Below are 19,102 nucleotides of genomic sequence, written 5' to 3'. Positions count from 1 at the left end.
CGGGTCTGTCACTGCCTGCGCCAGGACAGGAAGGTGCTCCACCAGCTGCTCTTCGCGGGCTTCTCCGGCGGCGCGGCGGGTGCCGAGGCAGCCGTGGGAGCCACTCGAACACCGTCGCGCCACACGGAGTTGGCGGGGCTGCCCTCCGGACGGCTCGGTGCGAACCGGGCCGGCAGGCTCTGCAGCGCCCGGTGGAAGGCTCCCTGACGCCAGACCAGCAGATGCGCCGGGACGGCCAGTTCGACGTCCGGCAGCCGGTTGAGCAGCTTCTCGATGGCCGTGACGGCGATGAGCTGCGCCGGGTCCTTGGCCGGGCAGGCGTGCGGACCCGCGCCCCAGGCCAGGTGGGCCCGCTTGCTGAAGGTGTAGCGGGAGGCGGACAGGGCCGGGTCGGTGTTCGCCGCGGCGAAGCTGACCATGACGAGGTCGCCGGTCTGGAGCGGCACGCCGCCCAGGTCGACGTCCCGGGTCGGGTAGTGCGCCGCGTAGTTGGCCAACGGCGGACTGTTCCACAGCACCTCGTTGATGGCGTCCTCGACGAGGAGTCCGGCGCCGTGGTGACCGCCGGAGTACCGCTCGTCGGAGAGCAGCAGGCGCATCGCGTTGACGATGAGGTTCTGCGTCGGGGCGGTGCCACCGCCCAGCAGGGTGACGAGCTGGTGCACCATCTCCTCGTCGGAGAGGCCCGCGTGGTGGCGCATGAGCCACGAGGTGACGTCATCGTCGGGCTGCCTGCGCTTGAGGGTGACGAGGCTCAGGAGGCTCTGCGTCAGCTCGGCGTTGGCCTCCTCCGCGTTCACGCCGTCGAACATGTCCGACATCGCCGAGACCAGGCGGTCGCCGATGTCGGCCGGGCAGCCGAACAGCTCGTTGAAGACGAGCAGCGAGACCAGCTTGGCGTACTCGGCGAGCAGGTCGGCGGTGCCGCGCTCGCAGAACTGGTTGACCAGGTAGGCGGAGACGTGCTCGACGTGCCGGCTCAGCCGGTGGGAATCCACCCGCGCGAGGCTGTCCGTCACCGCCTGGCGCAGCCTCATGTGCTCGGCGCCGTCGGAGAACAGGCAGTTCGGACGGTAGGCGAGCATGGGCAGGACGGGGCTGTTCACGGGGACCTCGCCGTCGTTCAGGGCGCGCCAGCGGCGGGAGTCGCGGGCGAAGAGGTCCGTGTTCTGCAGCACCTTCAGCGCGGCGGCGTACTCGGTGACGAGCACGGCGTCCACGCCCGGCGCGAGCTCGACGTCGGCGGCCGGGCCGTACTTGCGCAGGTGCTCGTAGAACGCCTGCGGGTCGGCGGCGAACTCCGGCCCGTGCAGCGGTATCCGCCCGCCGGCGCCGCCGCCGTCGTGTGCGGGGCACCCAGGAGGGGGGTTCTGGGCGTCTGAGTGGGGGTGCATGGGGGGGCTCCTAGCTGATGCGGGTCTGCAGGTAGCGGATGAGAACCATCAGCGAGTGCGCCGACGACTTCGGGTCCCGCGCGTCACAGGCGACGACGGGGGTCTCCGGAAGCAGGTCGAGTGCCTCGCGCAGTTCCTCGTCGGGGCGGTCCGGCGTGCCGTCGAAGCGGTTGACGGCGATCGCGTAGGGCAGCCCGTAGTGCTCGACGAGGTCCATGACGGGGAAGGACTCCTCCAGTCGCTCGGGGTCCACCAGGATCAGTGCTCCCAGTGCCCCCCGGCTCATGTCTTCCCACACCTGGACGAACCGCTGCTGACCGGGGGTACCGAACAGGTACAGGACCAGCCGGTCGTTGATCGTGAGACGGCCGAAGTCCATCGCGACCGTGGTGGTGGTCTTGCCCCGGACGCCGCCCAGGTGGTCGACTCCGGCGGCCGCCTGCGTCATCGTCTCCTCGGTGCGCAGCGGAGGAATCTCGGACATCGTTCCGATGAAGGTGGTCTTGCCCACCGCGAAGTGTCCGACGACGAGGATCTTCGCCGCCGTCTGCACCGCCGAGCGCACATAGGCGCCGTCATCCAAAACGGGCCTGGAGTCCATCCAGTACCTCCTGAAGCAGCTGTCTGTCGACAAGCGTGGCGCGGGGCGCCGGAGCACGGGTGACGAGGTATCCGCCGTCGGCGAGGTCGGAAAGCAGGATCTTCACGACGCCGACCGGGAGCCGCATGTGCCCCGCGATCTCGGCGACGGAAAGGTAGCCTCCCGCGCACAGCTCCAGCACCGCCCGCTTCTCCGGGGAGAGCCGTACCATGCGCTGTTCGTGATCGGCGGAAGCGGTGACCAGGGTGATCAGACTGAATCGGTCGTCCTCCGGAAGACCGCGGCCATCGGTGATCACATACGGTCGGACTAATTCCGCCGCCTCCGGCTCCTGCTCACCAGGGTCGATCATGAGAGCTGGCCGGTGTTCTCGCGCGGCGGCGTGGACATCGCCTTGCCGAGCTGTCCGACGAGCTGCTGCATCCGGAAGGTGATGTCCGCCATGTCGACGTCCGGGGCGGCCGACACGGCCAGGTAGGCCCCCTCGCCGGCGGAGATGAGGAAGACCCAGCCGCCGTCGAACTCGACGAGCGTCTGACGCCACCGTAGGTGCGGGGTGCCGCAGAAGCTCGCCACCGTACGGCTGAGCGACTGCATGCCGCTCATCGCCGCGGCGACGGTGTCCGCGTGGTCCTTGTCGACCTCGTTCGAGCGTGCCATCAGCAGGCCGTCGGCGGAGACCAGGATGGCGTGACGGGCCCCGGGTACCTCCAGGGCGCTGTCAAGCATCCACGAGATGTCGTTGTTCACTGAACGCCATGCCCTTCGCTGTTCGCGTGGCTTGGATTGCCTGGGTCGGCCGCGTCGGTGGTGGGGACCGCGCGACCGGATCGGGTACCGCGCTGGAAGGCGCCCATGATCGAGGCGGTCTCCTCCTGTGAGCGGTGGGGGGTGCCGTCGGCCTCGCCGCCGGCCGGGTCCGGCACGATCGCCATGGCGCCGCGCCTGCGGCGCTTGGGGAGACCGCCGGAGGTGGTCGCGAGCGGGGCCGCCGGCTCGGGCCCCGCGGACCGCGGGCCGGGCACGGGGCCGGGTGCCGGTGCGGGTGCTGCTGCCACGGGCGGCTCCTTCGCTTCGGGCATGCTCGTGAGCAGGTCGTCGGGCAGGAGCACCACGGCCCGCACACCGCCGTAGGGCGAGGTGGAGTCGACGGAGACGTTGAACCCGTACTGGGCGGCGAGCACGCCGATCACGGCGAACCCGAACTGCGGCGGGTTACCCAGACCGGCCACGCCGGAGGACCGCTGGCCGGAGAGGAGCCCGGTGGCGCGCTCCTTCTCCTCCTCGTTCATACCGACGCCCGCGTCGTCGATGATGATGCAGACGCCCTTGGGCACGGACCGGATGTTGATCTCGATCATCGTCTCCGGCGCCGAGTAGCTGGTCGCGTTGTCCAGCAGTTCGGCCAGGGCTACCGCTATCGGCTCCACGGCACGGCTGACGATGGCGAAGCCGGTCTGCGAACGGATCTCCACCCGCTTGAAGTGACGGATGCGGCCCTTCGCGCTGCGCACGACGTCATAAACGGACGCGACGGCCCGTTGCCGGCCCAGCCAGCCGTCACAGAGAACGGCGATGGACTGCGCGCGCCGTCCGAACTGTGAATTCGTGTGATCGATTTCCATCAGGTCCTGGAGAATCGCCGACTCCCCGTATTTGCCCTGAAGTTTGGAAATGACCAGCTGCTGCTCGCCGGCGAGGCCCTGAAGCGTTCGCATGGCGGCCTTGAGTGCGCTTTTCGTTTCCTCTTCCGCCCGAAGCTTGGCGTCCTCGACCGACGCGGAGTACTGGTGCTCCAGTCCGGCGTAGTGCTCCCTGAGTTCGCTCTGTTCCTTCCGCAGTCTCTTGGCGGTCCTCCTGCCTCGCACGATGGCTGTCACGGCGAGGGGAGCGCCGACGGCGAGGCCCCAGACTGCGGGGTCCTGGATGTATTGCGTCATAAGACTCTCTTCAAGCGACTGGACCGCCAGGCGCTGGACGCTTGAGCAGGATCGGCGCACCGAATCCAGCGCCCGGACGGCGCCCCCTGGCCTGGAGGCATTCACTCGTCTTGCCGACGCAGCGCACGGGGGGCGGTTGGGCTTTGGGGCCCCCTCGGGCAGGTCGACAAAGTTCGGTGATCGTATCACCCGACGGGGGGTCGGCATGTGACAACTACGTGTCCTACACGTGTGGTTGACGGGCCGTCCGCAATGCTGGCATTTCCCCCACGCGGACCCGGGGGCCGACACCCCCGGAGCGGGACGAGTTCACCCACGTTTCCCCCGACTCGACGTCCGTATCCCGCGAGCGCCGGACCCCGGGCCGCACGCAGACTCGGCGCATGAAGACCTACACCGCACTGCCCATCCCGGAGGCGACGCTGACCGCACTGCGGCGGCGGGACGACGCCGGCCACCGCCCCCGACCGGCCACCGGCGACGAGGGCGGTGAGCCGCTGCGCTGCTGCCTGCGCCCGGCGCTTCCGGGCGAGCGCGTCGTGCTGCTGACCTACGCCCCGCTACGGCGGTGGGCCGCCCGCACCGGCGCCGACCCCGGCCCGTACGACGAGCAGGGTCCCGTCTTCATCCACGCCGACCCCTGTCCGGGGCCGGATCCGGGGACGTCCGGCTACCCGTTCAGCAGGCCCGGGGCGTTGCGCGTCCTGCGGCGGTACGACACGGCCGGGCGTATCGCCGGAGGGCGCCTGCTGACGCTGCCCGACGAGCCCGCCCCCGCCCTGGACGCCGCCTTCGCCGAGGCGTTCGCCCTCCCCGGCACGGCGCTGGTCCACGTCCGTGCCGTCGAGTACGGGTGCTTCCACTACGCCGTCACCCGGCCGTGAGGACGACCGGGTGACGGGAGGAGCGGGTGGCGGGGGCGCGGGCGACGGGGTGCGTGGCGCCGGGGGTCAGCGGCGGAAGGGCCCGCGCACCTCGTAGGTGACGCCGTCCGTCCCGGCGACGAAGCCCGACGCGCCACGCTGGGAGGAGAAGTAGAGCCGGGAGCCGTCCGGGGAGAAGGCCGGCCCGGTGATCTCGGACTCCTCGTGCCCGTCGACCCGCACGACCGGCGCCACGACGCCGTCGGGGGTGATGATGTTGATCTCCATGTTGCCGCCGTCCTCGGCGACGTAGAGGTCCCCGCCCGCCGTGCCGGTGACGTTGTCGACGCCGTCCAGCGTGCCGCCGTCGGCACGGCCGTCGTAGACGACGCCGAGCTCCTCGCGGCGGGCGTCGTAGGCCCAGACGCGGCCGTCGCCCTTGGTGGTGAAGTAGCAGACGCCGTCGTGGTAGTGGCAGCCCTCGCCGCCGTCGAAGTGGCGGGCCCCGGCGACCTGGTGCCGGGTCTGCGGGCCGAAGATCCACGCGTCCGGGTCCGGGACGCGCCGCCACTCGACGCCCTCGCCGTCCGGCGTGGCGCACAGGACGTCGAGCCGCCCGGCGGACAGGTCGCCCCAGCGCTCGGGGGCGAAGCGGTAGAAGCAGCCGTCCTCCTCGTCCTCGGTGAGGTAGACGACCTGCCGTTCGGGGTCGCAGGCCGCCGCCTCGTGCTTGAAGCGGCCCATCGCCGGGCGGGCGACGGCCTCGCGACGGCCGTAGGGGTCGGTCTCGAAGACCTTGCCGCGCCAGGTCTCCTCGCAGGACAGCCAGGTCTGCCACGGGGTGGCGCCGCCCGCGCAGTTGAGGGTCGTGCCCCACAGGGTGCGGTAGGCCCGGTCGACGGAGCCGTCGGCGCGGAAACGGATCGCCGAGACCCCGCCGATGAGGGGGAGTTCGGAGTTGGACACGTAGATCCACCCGTCCCCGTCGGGGAAGCAGGCCCCGCCGTCGGGCGCGCCGTGCCACAGGATGCCGCCGACGGGCCGTCCCGAACGGGCCACCACCCGGCTGGTGAAGCCCTGCGGCAGGGCGACACCGTTGCGGTCGGGCGGCAGGAGGGGGCCGTAGGGGCCGGCGCCCGGGACGGCCGCGGCGGACGCCGTCGCGGCGCCCTGCCACAGGACGCCCGACACGGCGACGGCGCCCGCTCCGGCGGAGGCGGCGCGGAGGAAGACACGACGCTGCATAAGTTACTCCCCAGTCAGACCGATGCCGTGCCACAGTGCCGCAGGGATCCTGCTCCGTACAGGGGGGTTGCGGCGAAAGCCCGGTGAACGCCGCGCGACGGGGGTGGTGCGCTCAGTCGGTGGGCGCGCCGAACCAGGTGTGCAGGCGGCCCTCCAGCTCCCGCTGGTGCGTGCCGACCCACGCCACGTGGCCGTCGGGCCGCACCAGCGCGGCGGGCACGTCGGAGGCGGGGCCGAGTACCCCGACGGCCGCGGCACCGCCCCCGCCCCCGGTGCCGTCGTACTCGGCCCGGTCGACGCGGTCCGTCCAGCCGGCCGCCGAGAGCCGGCCGGTCCGGTCGAGCAGCAGCCCACGGCCGCCGCGCAGTCGCTCGTAGAGGCGCTCCCGCCCCAGCGGCACGTCCCGCATCCGCCGGCCGACCAGCGGGTGCTCCTCCCCCAGGTCGTACCGGATGCCGATCGCCGCGATCTTCTCGACGAGGTGGCGGTTGACCTCCTCGATGTCCATCAGCTCGGAGAACAGCCGGCGCACCGCGCGGGCCCCGGGGCCCGGGGACAGCAGCTCGCTCTGCGCGCGGGTGTTGTCCAGCACGTCGGCGGCGACCGGGCGCCGCTCGGCCGCGTAGCTGTCCAGCAGCCCCTCCGGTGCCCGTCCGGCCACCTCGGCCGCCAGCTTCCAGCCGAGGTTGAACGCGTCCTGGAGACCGAGGTTGAGGCCCTGCCCGCCCATCGGCGGGTGCACGTGCGCGGCGTCGCCGGCCAGCAGGACACGGCCCACGCGGTACCGCTCGGCGAGCCGGGTGGCGTCACCGAAACGGGTCAGGAAGCGCGGCGTGTGCACGCCGAAGTCCGTTCCGGCGAGCTCCCGCAGCCGCCGCGTGAACTCCTCCAGGGTCGGCGCGACGGTCCGGTCCTCGGCCACCCCGGCGGTGCGCACGACGAAGCGGAAGACCCCCTCCTCGTGCGGGGCGGGCCCGCACATCAGGCGCGTCGTCCCCAGCTCGGCCACCGCGGCGGTCAGTTCGTCCGGAGGGACGGCCGCCTCCAGTTCGCCCAGCAGCCACTGCGCGCGGGCGGGCTCGCCGGGGAAGCCGATGCCGAGCAGCCTGCGCACGGTACTGCGTCCGCCGTCACAGCCGACGAGGTATCCGGCCCGCAGCCGGGTGCCGTCCGCGAGCTCGGCGGTCACTCCCTCGTCGTCCTGCGCGAGCCCCACCAGGGCGCGGTCGCGCCGGAGCTCGGCGCCGAGCCCGGTGGCGTGCTCGGTCAGCAGCCGCTCGGTGACGGTCTGCGGGATGCCGAGGAGGTAGGCGTGCGCGGAGTCCAGGCCCGCCGGCTGCGGCTTCGCGATGCCCGCGAACACACCGCCGACGGGGTACCGCCGTCCGTGCGCGAGGAACCGCTCCAGCAGACCGCGTTGGTCCATCACCTCGATGCTGCGCATGTGCAGACCGAGCGCGCGGACCTGGCGGGTCGGCTCCGCGTCCTTCTCCAGCACGAGCACCCGCACCCCGTGCAGCCGCAGCTCCGCGGCGAGCATCAGCCCGGTCGGCCCGGCGCCGACCACGATCACGTCCGGCATGAATCCCCCTGATGAGAAAGCGGGTTCGGCCATACCGCCATCAAACATATGAATGCGGATGAAGGGCCGATTCCCGTGGTTTCCGGTGTCGGCTGGAGATTCTGCGCCACACCGGGGGCCTTGCCGCAAGGCCCCCGGTGCGCTATACGTTGAGCATGGCAAGGAGAGCGGGAAGCCTCCTTGCTTTTGTCATGTGCGGGCTTTTGTCACGTGCGGGCCCCTGCCATGTGCGGGTGCGCCCGCTCGGCGTCAGGGAACGACGACGATCTTCCCGGGGGTGTGGCCCGCCTGGTTCAGCGCGAAGGCCTCGGCCAGCCGGTCGAGGGGGAAGACCTCGGCCACCGGGACGGTCAGCCGCCCCTCGTCGGCCAGCGCGGCGAGGGCGCTGAGGTCCGCCCGGCTGGGCCGCACCCACATCCACTGCCCGCCCCGCTCCAGGACGGCGGGGTCGGCGACGGAGGCGTGCCGGCCGCCCTCGGCCAGGGCGCCCACGGTCGCGTCGAGGACACCGCCGACGAAGTCGGCTACGACGTCGGCGCCCTCCGGGGCGAGGGCACGGACCCGCTCGACCAGCCCCTCGCCGTAGGCGACGGGCTCGGCACCCAGCTCCCGCAGCCGGTCGTGGTTGGCCGGCGAGGCCGTGCCGATGACCCGGGCGCCGAGGGTCCGCGCGATCTGCACGGCGAGCGACCCCACACCCCCGGCCGCGTTGTGGATCAGGACGGTGTCGCCCTCCCCGGTGCCGAGGCGGACGAGGGTCTGGTAGGCGGTGAGCCCGGCCAGCGGCAGCCCCGCCGACTGCTCCCAGGAGAGCGCGGTCGGCCGGGGCGCCAGGCAGCGCACGGGTACGGAGACGTACTCCGCGAAGGTGCCGCCGTGCACGTGGTCCTTGCGGGCGTAGGCGATCACCTCGTCGCCGACCGCGCACTCGGGCACGTCGATGCCCACCTGCTCGACGACGCCCGCGACGTCCCACCCGGGGACGACGGGGAAGACCGTGTCGATCATGTCCTTCAGGCCCCCGGACATGATCTTCCAGTCGACCGGGTTGACCGCCGCGCAGCGCACCCGCACGAGCACCTCCCCCGGGGCCACCCTGGGCCGTGGCTGCCGCGTCCCGGACAGGACCTCGGTTCCGCCGAACCGGTCGTAGGTCATCGCCCGCATCGTGCTGCCGCCGGTGTCCTCGCTCATCCTCACGCCTTCCGTCGCGATCCGTTCCGTCTCGGTTTGCCGCATCCCCACAGGTCAAACACGCCGGGCCGACCGGGATGCGGACGCGTCCCGCGTCCGGTCGGCGGCGGACGGTAGGGTGCGGGCATGTTCGCGCAGACGCACACCGACTGGTGGTGGCCCGCTCATCCGGCGGCCACCTGACTGCGCGTACCCCAGGACCAGACGCGAAGGCCGCCCGAGGGGCGGCCTTCGCGCGTTGACGGCACGGGTCGCTTCCTCCTCCGGGCACGGAAGGAAGAAGACCGATGGTGATCGAGAGACTGCTCGACGAGCTCGACGGGCACGCCCGCCCCTTCGCGCTGCTGCGCCGCAGGACGCCGGGGCTGGAGCGGGACGTGGTGGAGGTGCTCGTCGGGGAGGTCCGGGAGGTCGAGCGGCTGGCCGAGATCCCGGACGACGGCCTCGGCGCGCTGGCGCTCGTCCCCTTCCGGCAGATCAGGGAGCGCGGGTTCAGCGTCGCCGACGACGGGACGCCGCTCAGCGTGCTGGTGCCCCGGAAACGCCACGAGGTGCCCGTCGCGGAGGCGATGGCGGCCCTGCCCGCCCACCCGGTGCACGTGCGGGACGGGGCGTTCGACGTGGACGACGCCACCTACGAGGAGGTGGTGCGGCGCGTCGTGCGGGACGAGATCGGGACGGGCGAGGGCGCCAACTTCGTCGTGCGCCGGACGTTCGAGGGCTTCGTCGAGCGTGCCCACGACCGCACCGGCGACGGCCCCCACGGCGCCAAGTACGGGCCACGGGACGCGCTGGCCCTGTTCCGCCGGCTGCTGGCCGGGGAGCGCGGCGCGTACTGGACCTTCGTCGTGCACACCGGGGAGCGGACGCTGGTCGGGGCGAGCCCCGAGGTGCACGTGCGGATGAGCGGCGGCACGGTGGTGATGAACCCCATCAGCGGCACCTACCGCTATCCGGCCGAAGGGCCTGGTGCCGAGGGGCTGCTGGAGTTCCTGGCGGACGGCAAGGAGACGGCGGAGCTGTCGATGGTCGTCGACGAGGAGCTCAAGATGATGTGCACGGTCGGCGACATGGGTGGGGTGGTGGTCGGCCCCCGACTCAAGGAGATGGCCCATCTGGCCCACACCGAGTACGAGTTGCGCGGCCGCAGCACGCTGGACGCCCGCGAGGTGCTGCGCGAGACGATGTTCGCGGCGACCGTCACCGGCAGCCCGGTGGAGAACGCCTGCCGGGTGATCCGGCGCTACGAGAGCGGCGGCCGACGCTACTACGCGGGGGCGCTGGCGCTGCTGGGCCGGGACGCGGGCGGGGCGCAGACGCTGGACTCCCCCATCCTCATCCGCACGGCCGAGATCGACGCGGCGAGCGGACGGCTGCGGGTGCCGGTGGGCGCCACGCTCGTCCGCGACTCCGACCCGGCGAGCGAGGTCGCGGAGACGCACGCGAAGGCCGCCGGGGTGCTGACGGCGCTCGGCGTCCGGGCCGGACGCCCCCGTCCGGAGGGCCCGGAGGTCCGGCTGGCGGACGATCCGCGCGTGCGGGCCGCGCTGGCGCGGCGGCGGGCGGACCTCGCCCCGTTCTGGCTGCGGATGCGGACCGAGGAGGAGCGCGGCCCGCTGCGCGGGACGGCGCTGGTGATCGACGCGGAGGACACGTTCACCTCGATGCTGGCCCACCTGCTGCGCTTCACGGGCCTGGACGTTGCGGTGCGGCGGTTCGACGAGCCGGGGGTGCGGGAGTCCGCCCTCGGCCACCGGGGCCCGGTCGTCCTCGGGCCCGGACCGGGCGACCCGTCGGACTCCGGGCACGCGAAGATGCGGTTCCTGCGGTCGCTCGCCGGTGAGCTGCTGCGCGGGCACCCGCACGGCGTGCTCGGGGTGTGCCTGGGCCAGGAGCTGCTCGCGGCGGAGCTGGGGCTGGAGCTGGTCCGCAAGGAGGTGCCGTTGCAGGGGGCGCAGGAGCGCATCGAGCTGTTCGGGCGGTCCCGCACGGTCGGCTTCTACAACTCCTTCACCGCCCGCTGCGACGCGTCCGTGGCCGAGCGGCTGGCGCTGGACGGCGTCGAGCTGAGCCGGGACGCGCGCACCGGCGACGTGCACGCGCTGCGTGGTCCGGGCTTCGCGGGGGTGCAGTTCCACCCGGAGTCGGTGCTCACGTCGGCGGGTTCGGCGATCGTCACCGAACTCCTGGCGTCGGTGCGGGTGTAGGGGCGGCTGCGGGAAGGGCTGAGGGGCGGACGCGTCCGGGTGCGGCGCCGGAGCGGACCCGTCCGCGCCGGCGCCGGGATCAGCCGAAGAAGACCTCGTTCTCGGCGTACCGGCTCCGGTCGACGGTCTTGGGGGCGGCGACGGCGTCGGCGAGGCGGACGCGGGTCACCTCCGTGCCGTGCAGGGCGACCATCCGCCCCCAGGCCCGGTCGTGGACGGCGTCGATGGCGTGCAGCCCGAAGCGGGTGGCCAGCCAGCGGTCGAAGGGCGTGGGCGTGCCGCCGCGCTGGATGTGTCCGAGCACGGTGGCGCGGGCCTCGTGGCCGGTGCGGCGTTCGATCTCCCGGCCCAGCCACTCGCCGATGCCGGACAGGCCACCGAGCCGGACGGTGGTGTCGGCGGGCCGGGCGTTGTCGGCGACGACGACGATGGGGGCGTAGCTGGCCCCGAAGCGGGAGGTGACCCAGGAGCAGACCCGCTCCAGGTCGAAGGGGTACTCGGGGATGAGCACCCCGTTCGCGCCGCCGGCCAGGCCCGCGTAGGTGGCGATCCAGCCGCTCTCGCGGCCCATCACCTCCACCACCAGCACCCGTTTGTGGGACTCGGCCGTCGTGTGCAGGCGGTCGATGGTCTCCGTGGCGACGGTGACGGCGGTGTCGAAGCCGACGGTGTAGTCCGTGCGGGAGACGTCGTTGTCGATGGTCTTCGGGACGCCGACGCAGGGCAGCCCGTGCTCGTCGGCGAGGGAGGCGGCCGCGCCGAGGGTGTGGATGCCGCCGATCACGATGAGCCCGTCCAGCCCACGGGACTCCAGGGTCGCCCGCACCCGCGCGGGGCCGTCGGCCTGGGCGAGGGGGTCGGTGCGCGAGGAGCCGAGGATGGTGCCGCCGCGCGGCAGGGTGCCGCGCACGTCCGTGATGCCCAGCTCCGTCGCGTCGTCGACGAGCACGCCGCGCCAGCCGTCCCGGAACCCGACGAAGGTGTCGCCGTGGTCCTGGACGCCCTTGCGCACGACGGCCCGGATGACCGCGTTGAGCCCGGGGCAGTCGCTCCCCCCGGTGAGCAGTCCGACGCGCATGCCGTGCTCCCTTCTGTGATGATTCCGCGACGGTACGTTACCGGGCGCTACGCGTCGTCGAGCCCGGTCTCGATGGCATAGCGGACCAGCTCCACCCGGTTGTGGAGCTGGAGCTTGCCGAGGGTGTTCTGCACGTGGTTCTGCACGGTGCGGTGGCTGATCACCAGACGCTCGGCGATCTGCTTGTACGACAGGCCCTTGGCGACCAGCCGCAGCACCTCCGTCTCCCGCTCCGTGAGGTGCGGGGTCTCGGGGCCGTCCGCCCCGCGCGCCGTCGCGCCCGCACCGGCCTCCCCGGCCTCCCCGGCCTCCCCGGCCAGCCGCCGGTACTCGCCGAGCACCAGCCCGGCCAGGCCGGGGGTGAAGACGGGGTCGCCGACGGCGGTGCGCCGGACCGCCTCGATCAGCTCCTCGGGGCCGGCGGACTTGACCAGGTACCCGGTCGCGCCGGACTTGACCGCCTCCAGCACGTCGGCGTGCTCGCCGCTCGCCGACAGGACGAGGACCCGCAGCGCGGAGCCCTCCCCCACCAGCCGCCGGCAGACCTCCACACCGGGCAGACCGGGCAGGTTGAGGTCGAGGACGAGGACGTCGGGCCGCACCGCCTCGGCCCGGCGGACGGCCTGCGGGCCGTCCCCGGCGGTCGCGACGACGTCGAACCCGGCCGCCGCGAGGTCGCGGGCGACGGCGTCGCGCCACATCGGGTGGTCGTCGACGACCATCACCCGCACGGGTGCTGCGGCCGTCCCGCTCCGGGAGTCAGTCATGTTTCGGCACCTTCAGCTCAACTTCCGTCCCCTGTCCGGGGATCGTGAGGACCTCCGCGCTGCCGCCCAGCTCCCGCAGCCGTCCCCGGATCGAGAGTGACACACCCATCCGGCCCTCCGCCTCGGCCGCCGCGAGTCGTCCGGCGGGGATGCCGGGGCCGTCGTCCCGGACGGTCACGAGGACGGCGTCCGGCTCGTCCTCCAGCAGGACCCACGCGCGGGCCTGCGCGCCCGCGTGCCGCCGGACGTTGTCCAGGGCGGCGGTGACGGCGGCGGCGACGGCCCGCGCGGTCCGCGGGGGCAGCAGCACGGGGGCTCCCGGTTCGGCGAGGGTGACCCGGTGACCCGCGTGCGGGGCGAGCAGCGACCGGAGGTCGACCGGCCCGCCGTCCGGTGCCGGACCGGACGGGGGCCGCGGGCTCCGCCGGGGCCCGGGCAACCGCCCTGCGGGCGGTGACGCGGGCGGTGACGCGGGCGGCTGTGGGCCCGGGCCGCCGGAGACGAGCGAGCGCAGCGCCACCTCCTGCTCACCGGCCAGCCGGCCCAGCTCCGCCGCCTCACCGCCGAGCGCGGAGCCCCGGCGCTGCACCATGGCCAGGACCTGGAGGACGCTGTCGTGGATGTCGCGGGCCAGCCGCTCCCGTTCCCGGGTCGCGGCCTCGATGCGCAGCGCCTCGGCGAGCGTGCGCTCGGAGACGCGGGCCACCTCGACGACGTAGCCGATGCCGATGCTGGCGACGGTGACGAGCAGGATGTTGTGGACCGTGTCCCGTGACAGTTCACCGCGTTCGACGACGTTGGCCGCGCCGATGATCAGGGAGGCCGCCGTCGCCCAGCGCCAGCCGCCCTTGATCGCGAACGCCAGCACCGCGCCCGCCACCCACACGGAGGGCAGCGTCGGCCCCACGGCGTCCCGCGTGTCGGCCAGCGGCGTGATGAGGACGCCGGTCAGCGCGACGGCCAGGTCGGCGGCGAGGAAGCGCGGCGTGCAGCGCTCGGCCGAGGAGACGTGGCCGAGGGTGGCCAGCGTCCACAGCGCGAGGACGGCCAGGTACACGGCGCCGGGCAGCGGACGGGCGTAGGCGTCGCTGTTCCAGCTGAAGACGGCGATGGCGTAGGCGCTGGTCAGCACCCGGTACCCGGCGAGCGCGCGCCACAGCGGGGCCTCCACCGACATCCCGCCGGCGATGCGCGGGGACCACCACGGCCGACCGCGCCCGCGCGCGGTCCCGGCGTCCGCCACACCCTCCACTTCCGAGGGCGTGCGCCCCTCGCCCCGTGCTTCCGTGCCCGTCATCGATACCCCCCCGGGTGACGTCAGGCCGCGTGGCCGCCCTGGTCCGTTTCGCCCTGCCCGGCCCCGTCCTGCCCGGTGGGCCGGTCCGCCTTCCGCGCGGCCTCCTTGGCCGCCGCCTTCGCCGCCTTCTCCTCCTCGGCCTCCCGTTTGGCGGCCTCGGCGATCTGGCGCTTGGCGGCCGTGGCGTACATGTCCACGTACTCCTGGCCGGAGAGCTTCATGATCTCGTACATGACCTCGTCGGTCAGCGAACGCTGGATGAAGCGGTCCCCCTCCATCCCCTGGTAGCGGCTGAAGTCCAGCGGCTTCCCGATGCGGATGCCGGGCCGCATGAGCTTGGGAACGACCTTGCCGGGCGGCTGGATCTTCTCCGTGTCGATCATCGCGACGGGGATCACGGGAGCCCCGGTGGCGAGCGCGATCCGCGCCAGCCCGCCGGGCTTGCCCCGGTACAGCCGCCCGTCGGGGGACCGGGTGCCCTCGGGGTAGATGCCGAAGAGGCCGCCGCCCTCCAGGACCTCCACGCCGCTCCTGATCGCCGCCTCGGCCGCGCCACGCGCACCGGACCGGTCCACCGGGAGCTGGCCGACGCCCTTGAAGAACGCGGCCGTCAACCGTCCCTTGATCCCGGGGGTGGTGAAGTACTCCGCCTTGGCCACGAAGGTGACCTTGCGGTCCAGCACGGCGGGCAGGAAGAAGGAGTCCGAGAAGGACAGGTGGTTGCTGGCGAGGATCGCCGGCCCCTCGGACGGGACATGCTCAAGGCCCTCCACCCAGGGGCGGAAGGCAAGCTTCAGCGACCCTCCGATGGAGACCTTCATCGCTCCGTACAACAACCCGGGAACCTCCTGTGTCGACGTCCAGCACCTTATCCCGCCCCCGAGCGCCGTCCGCCGGGCGTACCGGACTACCCGGTGCCGGTACGTGCGCGTAGGGTGGCAGGACCCCCTCAAGGCTCCACGTGTGCCCCGAATGGAGAACCACCGTGCCGTTGCTTCCCGGGTGCGAGCCGATGCGTCACGACGGCTCCGACGAGATCGGCGTCCTCATCAGCCACGGCTTCACCGGCGCCCCGCAGTCGGTACGCCCCTGGGGGCAGTACCTCGCCGACCAGGGGCTGAGCGTGAGCGTTCCGCTGCTGCCGGGGCACGGCACCCGCTGGGAGGACATGGCCGTCACCGGCTGGCAGGACTGGTACGCGGCGCTCGACCACGAGCTGCACCTGCTGCGGCGGCGCTGCCGCCAGGTCTTCGTCGGCGGCCTGTCCATGGGCGGCGCCCTGGCCCTGCGGCTGGCGGCCCGGCACGGCGACGCGATCAGCGGCATCACCGTCGTCAACCCCGGCATGACGTTCCCCCGGCTCCAGGGCTACGCCCTGCCGGTCCTGCGCCACCTCGTCCGCTCGACGCGGGGCATCACCAGCGACATCCGCAAGGAGGGGCCCGAGGAGATCGGCTACGCACGGGTGCCGCTGCACGCCGCGCACTCCCTGCGCGCCTTCTTCCGGCTGACGCGGGGCGAGCTGCCGCAGGTCACCCAGCCGCTCCTGGTGATGCACAGCCGGGTGGACCACGTCGTGCCGCCGTCGGACTCGGCGCTGATCCTGCGGTCCGTCTCGTCCACCGATGTGACGGAGACCGTGTTGGAGAACAGCTACCACGTCGCCACACTGGACCACGACGCGGAGCGCATATTCGCCGACTCCCACGCATTCATCACCCGCCTGGCAGCGAGGAAGACCGCACGTGACGGAACGTGAGCAGGGCCCCGGCGAGGGCCGGGAGCCGCTGGACGAGGACGCCGCATGGGCGCAGATCGTCGCCGGTTACGGAGCCGAGCCGCCGGATCCGCCGGGCGTCTGGGCGAAGGCCGAGGCCCGGGACGGAACCGAGCGGTCCGCCGACACCCCGGGCAGGGCCGCCGGGGAGAGCGGGGACGCCGCGGAGCCGGGGGACGCCAGGGGCACCGGGGAAGCCGGTGATTCCGGGGACGTCGGGGACGTCGGGGACGTCGGGGACTCCGGTGACGTCGGTGACTCGGGGAAGGCCGGTGCGGCGACCCGGGAAGCGCCCGACGGTACGGCCGACGACGCGGCCGGCACCGGGCACGACGGGGGCTCCGCCCAGGGCGACCTGCCGGAGCGCAGCATCACCGTCTACTCGGCGGGCAACGGCCCCCGGGACTGGGTGGCGCCCGAGCGGGAGGAGGACGACCACTTCGTCCCTCCGGAACCGCCACCACTGCCCCCGGCGGACGCGACGACGAAGTTCGCCTGGCTGGCCGTGCTGGGCGGCCCCGCGCTGCTGCTGGCGGCCGTGCTGTTCGGCTGGGACATGACGTGGTGGATGTCCATGCTGGGCATCGGCGGCTTCCTCGGGGGCTTCGGCACGCTCGTCATGCGCATGCGCGACGGCCGTGAGGACGACGACTGGGACGACCCGGGCCGGGGCGCGGTCGTCTGACCGGTGCGGCGGCCCGGTCCGGGCCGCTCGTCACCGCAGACGCAGTGCCGCCAGCACCGGGCGATGGTCGGACGCCGCGCGCAGCGCCTGCGGGGTGACGCCCGGAAGACCGGCGGGGACGCCGCAGCCGAGCACCTCCACGTCGGCGTCGGCGAGGACGGCGTCGATCCGCTGGTGCGGCCGGGCGGCGGTCGAGGTGTACTCCTCCCCCCACGGCCTGGCGACCCAGCCGTCCCGCAGCCGCTCCCCGAGCTGCCGGAAGGCGGCGCCGTCCGGCCGCTCGTTGAGGTCACCGGCCACGACGACGGGCCCCGGCATGGCGGCCACCCGGTCCAGCAGCGCGGCGGCCTGCTGCGCCCGCTCCCACGCGGCGAGGCTCAGGTGGCAGCTGACCACCGACAGCCGCGCCCGCTCGCCGAAGCGCAGCACCGCCGTGGCCAGGCCGCGCCGGTGCAGCCCGGGGGTGCGGGGCAGCAGCACGTCCTCGGCGCTCTCCACCGTCGCGCGCAGGGAGGAGAGGATCATCGGCCCGCACGCCGTCGCACCCCCGGTGACGTGGACCAGGCCGGTCCGTCGGGCCAGCCGGGACGCGTGCTTGCGCCAGCGGAAGAAGCGCGGGGCCTCCTGGACACAGACGACGTCGGGGGCGCAGGCCCGGATGACCTGGGCCAGCGCCCCCTCGTCGTCCCGCAGGGAGCGGATGTTGTAGCTGAGCAGACGGATGACGGCCGAGCCGTCGGCATCGGTACGGGATGCGGGCAGGTCCGCGAGCGGCGGCGTCATGCCCTTACCGTACGACGCGGTGTGACGGGCCGTCAGCCGCGCCCTGCCGGGCGGTGTTCAGCCCTGCCGGGAGGCGTTCAGCCCTGCCGCGCCAGGTCGGCCGCGCCGACCAGCCCCGCCTTCCCGCCCAGCTGCGCCGCCAGCACCTGCGCCTGCGGCCGCCACTGGGCGCCGACCAGCCAGCGGCGGTAGGACTTGCGGATGGGCTCCAGCACGAGCTCGCCCTCGTCCGAGACGCCGCCGCCGACGATGAACGCGCCGGGGTCGAAGAGCGTCGCCAGGTCGGCCAGCCCGGCACCGGCCCAGCGGGCCAGTTCCCGGAAGGAGTCGATCGCCACCGGGCACCCTTCCCGGGCCGCCTGGCTGACGTGCTTGCCCTGGACGCCGCCGGGCGTACCGTCGCCCAGGCCGAGGAGGATGTCGGCGTTCTCGGGGGTGGCGGCGGCGCGCTGCCGCGCGTACCGCACGAGGGCGCTGCCGGAGGCGTACTGCTCCCAGCAGCCCTGGTTGCCGCAGCCGCACAGCAGCCCGTCCGGCACCATGCGGATGTGCCCGAACTCGGCGGCCACTCCGTACCGGCCGCGGTGCAGCCTGCCGCCGATGATGATGCCGCCGCCCAGGCCGGTGCCGAGCGTGATGCACACGACGTCGTCGTGGCCCTTGCCGGCGCCGAACCGGTACTCGCCCCAGGCCGCGGCGTTGGCGTCGTTCTCGATGACGACGGGCAGGCCGATGCGCTGCTCCACCCTGTCCTTCAGCGGCTCGTGCCGCCAGGTCAGGTTGGGGGTGAAGAGCACCGTCGCCCGCTTGTCGTCGACGTACCCCGGCGCGCCGATGCCGACGGCGTCCACCTGGTGCTCGGCGCTGGCCGCGCGCACCGCGTCGGCGATGCCGTTGATCACGCCTTCGGCTGTCTGCGGGGTCGGTACCGTACTGGTCTCGAGAATGTTCCCGGCCTCGTCGACGACGCCGGCCGCGACTTTGGTACCGCCGATGTCGACGCCAATGGTGAGTCCCATATGTCCCTCAGCTTTAGGTAGAGCCCCGCTGAACTCAACGTTACCGGAGCGGCCGGGACCCGGGCGCCCACCGCCCGCAGTGCGGGCACTCCGCAGGGGGCGCCCGCAGGCGGCGGGGCCGGAAGCGGAAGGAGTCAGTCCAGGTCGATGTGCTCGGTGCCCGGCGGCTCGTCGCGGCGGTCGTCCCCGGAGTCGGCCTCCGGGCGGGCGGTGGACCGGTCCGTGCCGTCCGGACGCCGGGTCCAGCGCTGCTCGGCGTCCGTCACCGCGGAGCGGTACGCGGCCAACAACTCGCCGCCGGCGGCCGACAGGTGCTCGAAGACCTGCGGGTTCCGCTCGACGACGGGTTCCACGGCCGCCCGGGCGCTCTCCACGAACTGCCGCGCCCACCGCTCGCCCTGGCCCGCCGCGCCGAACGCCTGCCCGGCCAGCGGCGCCGCGACGTCCGCGATCCGGTCGGCGACGGACTCCGCGAGGCGGCGCAGCTCCTCGGCGGCGCTGCCCGGCTGCGGACCGTACTTCTCGCGGCGGCGTGCCCGCTCGGCCGCCAGGTCCTCGGCGCACGCACCCGCCCAGGCGTCACCCTCGGGCTCGCGTTCGGTGGCGTCACTCATCGCGGCCTCCTGCGGCAGGTCTCGGTCACGGTCCGGGGGCACTCGGGGACCTACGG

At 73.5% G+C, this 19,102-nt stretch carries 19 protein-coding genes; 4 read left to right on the top strand and 15 right to left on the bottom strand.

The window, feature by feature from the left end; translation table 11 throughout:
* Positions 1 to 8: 8 nt before the first annotated feature.
* The 5 genes from V6D49_RS21785 to V6D49_RS21765 are packed head-to-tail and all read right to left on the bottom strand — an operon-like array spanning position 9 to position 3,935.
* Positions 9 to 1,394 carry a cytochrome P450 gene (locus tag V6D49_RS21785; RefSeq protein WP_340562147.1) on the bottom strand — a complete coding sequence of 462 codons (1,386 nt, stop codon included), beginning with the start codon at positions 1,392 to 1,394 and terminating at the stop codon, positions 9 to 11.
* A 10-nt stretch (positions 1,395 to 1,404) separates the two neighbouring features.
* Complete coding sequence (locus V6D49_RS21780; RefSeq protein WP_340562145.1) at positions 1,405 to 1,995, bottom strand: GTP-binding protein; 591 nt, start codon at positions 1,993 to 1,995, stop codon at positions 1,405 to 1,407.
* Positions 1,970 to 2,347 carry a DUF742 domain-containing protein gene (locus tag V6D49_RS21775; protein WP_340562143.1) on the bottom strand — a complete coding sequence of 126 codons (378 nt, stop codon included), beginning with the start codon at positions 2,345 to 2,347 and terminating at the stop codon, positions 1,970 to 1,972. Before V6D49_RS21775 ends, V6D49_RS21780 begins: the two co-directional genes overlap by 26 nt.
* Positions 2,344 to 2,745, bottom strand: a complete 402-nt coding sequence (locus tag V6D49_RS21770) for a roadblock/LC7 domain-containing protein (RefSeq protein WP_340562142.1) — start codon at positions 2,743 to 2,745, stop codon at positions 2,344 to 2,346. Before V6D49_RS21770 ends, V6D49_RS21775 begins: the two co-directional genes overlap by 4 nt.
* Complete coding sequence (locus tag V6D49_RS21765; protein ID WP_340562140.1) at positions 2,742 to 3,935, bottom strand: ATP-binding protein; 1,194 nt, start codon at positions 3,933 to 3,935, stop codon at positions 2,742 to 2,744. The genes V6D49_RS21770 and V6D49_RS21765 overlap by 4 nt, the downstream gene beginning before the upstream one ends.
* A 383-nt stretch (positions 3,936 to 4,318) precedes the next feature.
* Between V6D49_RS21765 and V6D49_RS21760 the strand changes: the two genes are divergently transcribed.
* Positions 4,319 to 4,819 carry a DUF1203 domain-containing protein gene (locus V6D49_RS21760; protein ID WP_340562138.1) on the top strand — a complete coding sequence of 167 codons (501 nt, stop codon included), beginning with the start codon at positions 4,319 to 4,321 and terminating at the stop codon, positions 4,817 to 4,819.
* 66 nt (positions 4,820 to 4,885) lie between these two features.
* Here V6D49_RS21760 and V6D49_RS21755 read toward each other — a convergent pair whose 3' ends face one another.
* From V6D49_RS21755 to V6D49_RS21745, 3 genes are all read right to left on the bottom strand, one after another.
* Entirely contained in the window at positions 4,886 to 6,043 is a 1,158-nt protein-coding gene (locus V6D49_RS21755) for an alkaline phosphatase PhoX (protein WP_340562136.1), read from the bottom strand.
* Positions 6,044 to 6,155: 112 nt separating this feature from the next.
* Positions 6,156 to 7,625: an FAD-dependent monooxygenase gene (locus V6D49_RS21750; RefSeq protein ID WP_340562134.1), complete on the bottom strand. Its 1,470-nt coding sequence runs from the start codon at positions 7,623 to 7,625 to the stop codon at positions 6,156 to 6,158.
* Positions 7,626 to 7,874: 249 nt separating this feature from the next.
* The gene (locus tag V6D49_RS21745) at positions 7,875 to 8,792 is read right to left on the bottom strand and encodes an NADP-dependent oxidoreductase (RefSeq protein WP_340564208.1); all 918 of its coding nucleotides are present in this window, start codon (positions 8,790 to 8,792) and stop codon (positions 7,875 to 7,877) included.
* A 314-nt stretch (positions 8,793 to 9,106) separates the two neighbouring features.
* Between V6D49_RS21745 and V6D49_RS21740 the strand changes: the two genes are divergently transcribed.
* Positions 9,107 to 11,026, top strand: coding sequence for an anthranilate synthase family protein (locus tag V6D49_RS21740; protein ID WP_340562132.1), 1,920 nt, complete (start codon positions 9,107 to 9,109; stop codon positions 11,024 to 11,026).
* Positions 11,027 to 11,105: 79 nt separating this feature from the next.
* Here V6D49_RS21740 and V6D49_RS21735 read toward each other — a convergent pair whose 3' ends face one another.
* From V6D49_RS21735 to V6D49_RS21720, 4 genes are all read right to left on the bottom strand, one after another.
* Complete coding sequence (locus V6D49_RS21735; RefSeq protein ID WP_340562131.1) at positions 11,106 to 12,104, bottom strand: ATP-dependent 6-phosphofructokinase; 999 nt, start codon at positions 12,102 to 12,104, stop codon at positions 11,106 to 11,108.
* A 47-nt stretch (positions 12,105 to 12,151) separates the two neighbouring features.
* Positions 12,152 to 12,871, bottom strand: a complete 720-nt coding sequence (locus V6D49_RS21730; protein WP_340562130.1) for a response regulator transcription factor — start codon at positions 12,869 to 12,871, stop codon at positions 12,152 to 12,154.
* On the bottom strand, positions 12,864 to 14,048 hold the full coding sequence (gene macS, locus V6D49_RS21725; RefSeq protein ID WP_340564205.1) for a MacS family sensor histidine kinase: 1,185 nt from the start codon (positions 14,046 to 14,048) through the stop codon (positions 12,864 to 12,866). Before macS ends, V6D49_RS21730 begins: the two co-directional genes overlap by 8 nt.
* Before the next feature lie 140 nt (positions 14,049 to 14,188).
* Positions 14,189 to 15,004 (bottom strand): lysophospholipid acyltransferase family protein, encoded by an 816-nt coding sequence (locus V6D49_RS21720; protein WP_445330576.1) that lies wholly within the window; start codon positions 15,002 to 15,004, stop codon positions 14,189 to 14,191.
* A gap of 149 nt (positions 15,005 to 15,153) precedes the next feature.
* Between V6D49_RS21720 and V6D49_RS21715 the strand changes: the two genes are divergently transcribed.
* Positions 15,154 to 15,927, top strand: coding sequence for an alpha/beta hydrolase (locus tag V6D49_RS21715; RefSeq protein ID WP_340562126.1), 774 nt, complete (start codon positions 15,154 to 15,156; stop codon positions 15,925 to 15,927).
* The gene (locus V6D49_RS21710) at positions 15,914 to 16,630 is read left to right on the top strand and encodes a hypothetical protein (RefSeq protein WP_340562124.1); all 717 of its coding nucleotides are present in this window, start codon (positions 15,914 to 15,916) and stop codon (positions 16,628 to 16,630) included. The genes V6D49_RS21715 and V6D49_RS21710 overlap by 14 nt, the downstream gene beginning before the upstream one ends.
* A gap of 30 nt (positions 16,631 to 16,660) precedes the next feature.
* Here the strand turns inward: V6D49_RS21710 and V6D49_RS21705 are convergent, their stop codons facing one another.
* The 3 genes from V6D49_RS21705 to V6D49_RS21695 all read right to left on the bottom strand — a co-directional run bounded on the left by V6D49_RS21705 (position 16,661) and on the right by V6D49_RS21695 (position 19,046).
* Complete coding sequence (locus V6D49_RS21705; RefSeq protein ID WP_340562122.1) at positions 16,661 to 17,413, bottom strand: endonuclease/exonuclease/phosphatase family protein; 753 nt, start codon at positions 17,411 to 17,413, stop codon at positions 16,661 to 16,663.
* Positions 17,414 to 17,490: 77 nt separating this feature from the next.
* Positions 17,491 to 18,432: an ROK family glucokinase gene (locus tag V6D49_RS21700; protein WP_340562120.1), complete on the bottom strand. Its 942-nt coding sequence runs from the start codon at positions 18,430 to 18,432 to the stop codon at positions 17,491 to 17,493.
* A gap of 134 nt (positions 18,433 to 18,566) precedes the next feature.
* Positions 18,567 to 19,046: a DUF5304 domain-containing protein gene (locus V6D49_RS21695; RefSeq protein WP_340562119.1), complete on the bottom strand. Its 480-nt coding sequence runs from the start codon at positions 19,044 to 19,046 to the stop codon at positions 18,567 to 18,569.
* Between the last annotated feature and the right edge of the window lie 56 nt (positions 19,047 to 19,102).

It is taken from the genome of Streptomyces sp. GSL17-111 (assembly GCF_037911585.1).
GTDB lineage: Bacteria > Actinomycetota > Actinomycetes > Streptomycetales > Streptomycetaceae > Streptomyces.
The sequence above is the reverse complement of the archived record's forward strand: the minus strand, read 5'-3'. Positions and strand labels throughout refer to the sequence as shown.

Bases quoted from the DNA above. Each gene is read 5' to 3' on its own strand.
- V6D49_RS21695 (WP_340562119.1), bottom strand. From the start codon at position 19,046: ATGAGTGACGCCACCGAACGCGAGCCCGAGGGTGACGCCTGGGCGGGT.
- V6D49_RS21700 (WP_340562120.1), bottom strand. From the start codon at position 18,432: ATGGGACTCACCATTGGCGTCGACATCGGCGGTACCAAAGTCGCGGCC.
- V6D49_RS21780 (WP_340562145.1), bottom strand. From the start codon at position 1,995: ATGGACTCCAGGCCCGTTTTGGATGACGGCGCCTATGTGCGCTCGGCG.
- V6D49_RS21765 (WP_340562140.1), bottom strand. From the start codon at position 3,935: ATGACGCAATACATCCAGGACCCCGCAGTCTGGGGCCTCGCCGTCGGC.
- V6D49_RS21785 (WP_340562147.1), bottom strand. From the start codon at position 1,394: ATGCACCCCCACTCAGACGCCCAGAACCCCCCTCCTGGGTGCCCCGCA.
- V6D49_RS21775 (WP_340562143.1), bottom strand. From the start codon at position 2,347: ATGATCGACCCTGGTGAGCAGGAGCCGGAGGCGGCGGAATTAGTCCGA.
- V6D49_RS21730 (WP_340562130.1), bottom strand. From the start codon at position 12,871: ATGACTGACTCCCGGAGCGGGACGGCCGCAGCACCCGTGCGGGTGATG.
- V6D49_RS21755 (WP_340562136.1), bottom strand. From the start codon at position 6,043: ATGCAGCGTCGTGTCTTCCTCCGCGCCGCCTCCGCCGGAGCGGGCGCC.
- macS (WP_340564205.1), bottom strand. From the start codon at position 14,048: ATGTCGGTGGAGGCCCCGCTGTGGCGCGCGCTCGCCGGGTACCGGGTG.
- V6D49_RS21750 (WP_340562134.1), bottom strand. From the start codon at position 7,625: ATGCCGGACGTGATCGTGGTCGGCGCCGGGCCGACCGGGCTGATGCTC.
- V6D49_RS21760 (WP_340562138.1), top strand. From the start codon at position 4,319: ATGAAGACCTACACCGCACTGCCCATCCCGGAGGCGACGCTGACCGCA.
- V6D49_RS21740 (WP_340562132.1), top strand. From the start codon at position 9,107: ATGGTGATCGAGAGACTGCTCGACGAGCTCGACGGGCACGCCCGCCCC.
- V6D49_RS21705 (WP_340562122.1), bottom strand. From the start codon at position 17,413: ATGACGCCGCCGCTCGCGGACCTGCCCGCATCCCGTACCGATGCCGAC.
- V6D49_RS21735 (WP_340562131.1), bottom strand. From the start codon at position 12,104: ATGCGCGTCGGACTGCTCACCGGGGGGAGCGACTGCCCCGGGCTCAAC.
- V6D49_RS21745 (WP_340564208.1), bottom strand. From the start codon at position 8,792: ATGCGGGCGATGACCTACGACCGGTTCGGCGGAACCGAGGTCCTGTCC.